General features: G+C 61.3%; 4 protein-coding genes. 3 read left to right on the forward strand and 1 reads right to left on the reverse strand.

What is annotated here, in order from left to right:
* The first annotated feature begins 192 nt into the window (after positions 1 to 192).
* Together ACR0P8_RS08400 and ACR0P8_RS08405 are read left to right on the forward strand one after the other, a co-directional pair.
* On the forward strand, positions 193 to 642 hold the full coding sequence (locus tag ACR0P8_RS08400) for a nucleoside deaminase (protein WP_432624642.1): 450 nt from the start codon (positions 193 to 195) through the stop codon (positions 640 to 642).
* A gap of 103 nt (positions 643 to 745) precedes the next feature.
* Positions 746 to 3,040, forward strand: coding sequence for an alpha-galactosidase (locus tag ACR0P8_RS08405; protein ID WP_432624643.1), 2,295 nt, complete (start codon positions 746 to 748; stop codon positions 3,038 to 3,040).
* Positions 3,041 to 3,466: 426 nt separating this feature from the next.
* Here the strand turns inward: ACR0P8_RS08405 and ACR0P8_RS08410 are convergent, their stop codons facing one another.
* Positions 3,467 to 4,672: an ROK family protein gene (locus ACR0P8_RS08410; RefSeq protein WP_432624645.1), complete on the reverse strand. Its 1,206-nt coding sequence runs from the start codon at positions 4,670 to 4,672 to the stop codon at positions 3,467 to 3,469.
* Positions 4,673 to 4,894: 222 nt separating this feature from the next.
* On the opposite strand from ACR0P8_RS08410, the gene ACR0P8_RS08415 reads away from it, so the two are divergent.
* Positions 4,895 to 5,818 (forward strand): ABC transporter substrate-binding protein (locus ACR0P8_RS08415; protein ID WP_432624644.1); only part of this gene is annotated, 924 nt, incomplete at its 3' end.

Here is a 5,818-nt window from a genome sequence, read left to right on the forward strand (position 1 = left end):
GATGATGCATAGAATCAACTCGAATACCGCCAACGTGCCTCCTTCGCGCGTGTTTCCAACCGTTTTCAGCCTATCAAGAGGCGGTTATGAGCGTGTTTCGCAAGGGCCGCCATTACGCTGACCGCTACACTGTGGCGTATGTGACGAGAGTGGCGTATGCGATGAGAGCAGCGTATGTGAGGGGAGCGGCGTATGCGATGGGACGAGGAAATGGAACTGGCGATTGCGCTGGCCCGCGAAGCCGCCGCGGATGGCGAGGTACCGGTCGGCGCCGTCGTGCTTGATGCGGATGGACAGGTGATCGGCCGCGGACGCAACCTGCGTGAGACCCATGCCGATCCGCTCGCCCACGCCGAAGTGCAGGCCATGCGTGCGGCCGCCGCACGGCTTGGCTCCTGGAATCTCGCCGATTGCACGCTGATCGTTACGCTGGAACCATGCCCCATGTGCGCCGGCGCCTGCCTGCAGACGCACATGGGGCGCATCGTTTTCGGCGCGTGGGACGCCAAATTGGGCGCATGCGGTTCGGTGTGGGACATTCCGCGCGACCCGCACGTCGGCCATGTGCCGGAAGTCGTCGGCGGTGTGCGCGAGGAGGAATGCGGACGATTGATGACCCGTTTCTTCGAAAATCGCCGATAATTACTTTCCGAAAGAAAGAAACACGCTGGGCGACGTCAACAAATAACGATTGCCGTACCATCTATGCTGTCGGTAAAAATATTAACTACGTAAGGATGTTGCAATGACGCTCATTCAGGTCTTCCACGGCACTGCCTCCAACGGCACTCCGCTCACCGCCGTCTATGCCGAGCAGCCGGCGGCGGACGTCGCTTTCGCTCTGGTGTTCCCCGGCAACGACCTGCCGAGGTTCGTGCATTGGGGTCGTCCGCTCGCCGCTCCGGAAACCGTGATCGACACCTTCGACGCGCTCGCCCCGCAACGCGTCTCCGGCGCTCTCGACTACACCGCGTGGCCAAGTGTGCTGCCCACGCAGTCCGAAGCGTGGACCGGCGCCGACCGCTTCGACGTGCGTCGTGACGGCGTGGAGCTTTTCTGCAAGTTCCAGGTCACCGACATCAAAGCCGAAACCGTCGCCGCCGGCAAAACCTACACCATGGCCGAAAAAGACGGATACCCCGACTGGCACGTGGCCGCCGAACCCAAGCGGACGCCTACCGTCACCGTCACCGCCGAAGACGTGGAACAGCGTGTGAAACTCACGTGGACATGCGAGCTCGACGAAACCGGCCTCATCCGCCAGCATGCCGAAGTGACGAACACCGGCGAAGGACGGCTCGAGATCGGCAAGGTCGAACTTGCCTTCACCGTGCCCGCCGATGCCAACGAAATCCTCACCACCACCGGACACCACCTGCGTGAACGTTCGCCGCAGCGCCAGGACTTCACCATCGGACGCTTCTCCAAAGCCTCCATGATCGGCCGTCCGGACTTCGATGCCACCCTGCTGCTCAGCGTCGGCGAACGCGGCTTCGGCTTCACCCACGGCAACGTCTACTCCGCGCACGTGGCATGGAGCGGCAACAGCGTGCTGTCCGCGGAACGACTGCCCTACACCACCGGCGTGATCGGCGGCGGCGAAGTGCTGTTCGGCGGCGAAGTCGGCCTGGAGCACGGCGAAAGCTACACCACGCCATGGCTCGTCGGCTCCTACGGCGAAGGACTCAACGAAGTCGCCTCCCGCTTCCACGGCTACATCCGCCGCGTGCACCGCGACTGGCTCGTGGACCACAGCATCGCGCCCAAGCCGCGCCCGGTCATCCTCAACACGTGGGAAGCCGTTTATTTCGACCACGATTACGACACGCTCACCGCGCTCGCCGACAAGGCCGTGGAAAGCGGTGTGGAACGCTTCGTCGTGGACGACGGCTGGTTCGGCGCCCGCCGTGACGACACCGCCGGCCTGGGCGACTGGCAGATCTCCCAGGACGTCTGGCCCGACGGAGACAAGTCCCTCAAGGCGCTCGCCGACTACGTGCACGGCAAGGGCATGGAGTTTGGTCTGTGGTTCGAGCCGGAAATGGTCAACCCGGACTCCGACATGTTCCGCGCTCATCCGGACTGGGTGCTGAAGCCCACCGCCAACCGCATGCCGATGCAGGGACGCACCCAGCAGGTCGTCGATCTGACCAATCCGGATGCGTACGCGTACATCTACGGCGCCATGGACAAGCTTGTCAGCGAACTCGGCATCGACTACATCAAATGGGATCACAACAAATACGTCACCGAAGCGGTGTCGCCGCGCACCGGACGCCCCGCAGTGCACAACCAGACGCTCGCCGTGTACCGGATCTTCACTGATCTGAAAGCCGCCCATCCCGGTCTGGAAATCGAAAGCTGCTCTTCCGGCGGCGGACGCGTCGACCTCGGCATCCTCGAAGTCGCCGACCGCATCTGGGGTTCCGACTGCGTCGACCCGGTGGAACGCGCCGACATCCAGCGCTACACGTCGCTGCTCGTGCCGCCGGAGATGATCGGCGAGCACGTGGGCGCCTCCCCAGCGCACTCCACGCACCGCGCCACCTCCCAGGAGATGCGCATGGCCATGGCCTTCTTCGGCCACATGGGCATCGAATGGAACCTGCTCAAGGAACCGCAGGAGGACATCGACAAGCTCGCTGAATGGACGGCGGAATTCAAGAAGCATCGCGAATGGTTTGCCGTCGACACAGCAGTGCATTCCGACGCAGCCGATCCGGCCGTGCGCGTGGACGGCGTGGTCATGCCGAACAAGGCCGCCGCGATCTACCGCTTCACGCAGCTGACCACGTCGGCCACCTACCCGGCCGCACCTATCCGACTGCCCGGCCTCGACCCGGACGCCGTGTACGTGGTGTCGCCGCTCGACGTGAGCCTCGACCTGGCCAAGCAGGACATCGGCAACGGGCAAACCCCGCTCGGCTGGTGGACCGCCGATGGCGTGAGGATGACCGGCCGTGCGCTCGCCACCTACGGCATCCGTCCGCCGGCGCTGCATCCTGCGCAGGCCGTCCTTTTCAAGGCCGTCCGTGCATGATGCCTTCGCGCGGAGCGCTCACTTCGCCTACGGAGGCCCCACCGGGCCCTCCGTTTGACGGCTCAGCCTGCGCAGGCCGTCCTTTTTAAGGTCGTCCGTGCATGATGTGCTGATATCCGCGTCTTCATATGCGAAAATCCCGGGTTCCATACGAAATTCCGGGATTTTCGCGTACGGGGGGCAATGCGCATGTGTCACGATTCCATTTTTCGACGGTTATTTCCGATCGTGACACATTCCGACCGGCATAAATACCCCCAAACCATGGTTTTTACCCAAGAAAAAGCACTTCGGGGGTATTGGGGATTGAGGGAATGTGTCACGATTCCATTTTTTCTCGCGAAATCAAAATCGTGACACATTTTCCCGTATAAGCAGGTGTCAAGCGGGCGCCAATACGTGTGAGCAACGGCTGTTACGGCCCTGTCACCCCACGTACTGCCGGATTGCCTGCGCGGCGGCGGCTTTGGCCCACAACGCCCAGTCGTGGTCGGCGATTTCGAAATCCACCGGCGCCGCCTGGCTGTGTCGATACATGGTGATGCCGTTGCGTAGGTCGTCCACGCCGAGCCTCGCGATGAACGACGATTCGCCCGCGATCATGATTTTGTCGGGCATGGCGATGTTCGCCACCGTTGCGATGAGCGTGCCGAGACGGAAGCAGGTGCGGTTCACCAGATTTGTGGCCTGTGGTTTGCTGGCGCGCGCGTCGGCCGCGAATTCCTCAAAAGTCGCGGGATGCCCGATCATTTCCGAATATTCTGTCGCTATCGAATTGTCGGACAGGCATTGCGCGCACCCCTTGTGTCCGGATACGCAACGCGGCCCGTCGGGGTCGACCAGAATATGTCCGACCAGGCCGTAGCTTTTGTCCGGGCAATTCGCCAGATCGCCGTTCACCGACAATGAGTAGCCGACGCCCGCGCCGAAGGTGAGCACCGCGAAACTGTCCAGACCGACGCCGGAGCCGAACCAGCACGCATCCACCAGCAGGGAGTCGATATCGTTGTAAATGCCGGTCGGCAGGCCCGTCGCCTCGCGTACCATCTTCGAAATTTCAACCGGCCGCGACCAATGCAGGAACGGTGCGAAGGTGACGATTGCGTCGTTGAAGATATGCCCGCCGAGTGAGATTCCTATTGCACATGGGCGCGGCAGACCGGTCATCACCGTCTCGTCGGAGCAGTCGGTCGTCAGCTGTTTGATGACGGCGACCACGTTTTCCGGCGATGTTTCCTCAAGCGGCAGATCATGGCATCCGGTCACGATCTGCCCGATGGCGTTCACGGCGACCGCGGAAATGTGCGTCGCGTTGATTTTCATGCCGACGAACGTGCGGGCGTCCTTGATGACGCGCAGCCCGGTCTGCGGCCTTCCGCGCCGTTCCGGATTTTCTTTCCGTATGAAACCTTTGGGCAGTTTGCCATCCTGCCCCGATTGCATCGGCGTCTCCTCGATGACGCCGGCGTAGATCAGATCGCTGGTGATGCGTGACACCGCTCCCTGCGAAAGTCCGAGTATCTGCGTCAACGTGATGCGCGAGATCGGACCGTACTTCATAATGCTCGCCGCTACTTTGTGGGTGTATTCCGATCCTTCGAACCATTGGGGGATTGGGGGTGCTGTCACCATCGTCATAGTCGTTCCCTTTTCAGTGTCGCCATATTCCTAGAACTATTTTATTCTCTGAATTACTTTTTCGGAACAATGAAATCCCGGACTTTTCCTTTTCCGACGGTACATGGCGCGCAGGAAGTGGGAATGAAAACCATCTCCTCTTACTATTGGAACCACGGCGAACATGGTAAGGAAGCCACGCTTCGTCGCGGACAAGGAAGTTAAAAGGAGTCGAGAATGAAACCTGATTCCACGACCAGTGCAGGCAAGTTTGAAAGGATTGCACACCGTGTGCTCACGGCCGCATGCGCCATCGCGCTGACGGCCGGCCTCGCGGGCTGCGGCACCAACACCGCGGGAACCGTGACGTTGGATTTCTTCCAATACAAGGCGGAGGCGGCCGATTGGTTCACCGCCAAGGCCCATGAATTCGAGAAGACCCACCCCAACATCAAAGTCAACGTCAACAACTCGTCCGACGCCACCACTGATCTGCGTACGCGCTTGGTGAAGAACCGCGAACCCGACGTCATCACCATCAACGGCGACATCAACTACGGCATGCTCGCCGAAGCCGGCGTGTTCCACGATTTCACCGATGACGAGATCGCGGACAAGCTTAATCCGGGCATGGTGAAGATCGCCAAGAACCTCGTGCAGACCACTGACCAATCGAAGAAGCGTCTGTACGCCATCCCGTACGCGGGCAACGCGAGCGGCTACATCATCAATGCCGATGTGTGGAAGCAGGCTGGCGAGGATCCTGAGAACCCGCCGCAGACCTGGAGCGAATTCATCGCGCTGCTCAAGCGTTTCAAGGCCAAGGGCATCACGCCGATCGAGGCGAGCACCGGCGACCCCTGGACGCTGCAGGCTCCGCTGTCGTCGCTCAACTCCACATTGGTGCCGGAAAGCGAATACACGAATCTGAAGAAGGGAAGCAAGACCTTCGCCGACCTGTGGACCCCGGTCAGCAAGGAGCTCATCGAGATCTACCAGAACTACACGCAGAAGAATCCCGCCGTCACCTACCAGCAGGCCACGCAGGATCTGGCCGCAGGCAAAGCCGCCATCCTGCCGCTCGGCACGTACGCCATTCCGCAGGTGCGCCTGATCAACAAGAAAGCCAATCTGCGGTTCGCGCAGATGCCCGCCACCGAC

The organism is Bifidobacterium sp. (genome assembly GCF_050874245.1).
GTDB lineage: Bacteria > Actinomycetota > Actinomycetes > Actinomycetales > Bifidobacteriaceae > Bifidobacterium.

Excerpts from the sequence above, each read along its gene's own strand:
- ACR0P8_RS08405 (WP_432624643.1), top strand. The coding sequence starts at position 746 with ATGACGCTCATTCAGGTCTTCCACGGCACTGCCTCCAACGGCACTCCG.
- ACR0P8_RS08400 (WP_432624642.1), top strand. The coding sequence starts at position 193 with ATGCGATGGGACGAGGAAATGGAACTGGCGATTGCGCTGGCCCGCGAA.
- ACR0P8_RS08410 (WP_432624645.1), bottom strand. The coding sequence starts at position 4,672 with ATGGTGACAGCACCCCCAATCCCCCAATGGTTCGAAGGATCGGAATAC.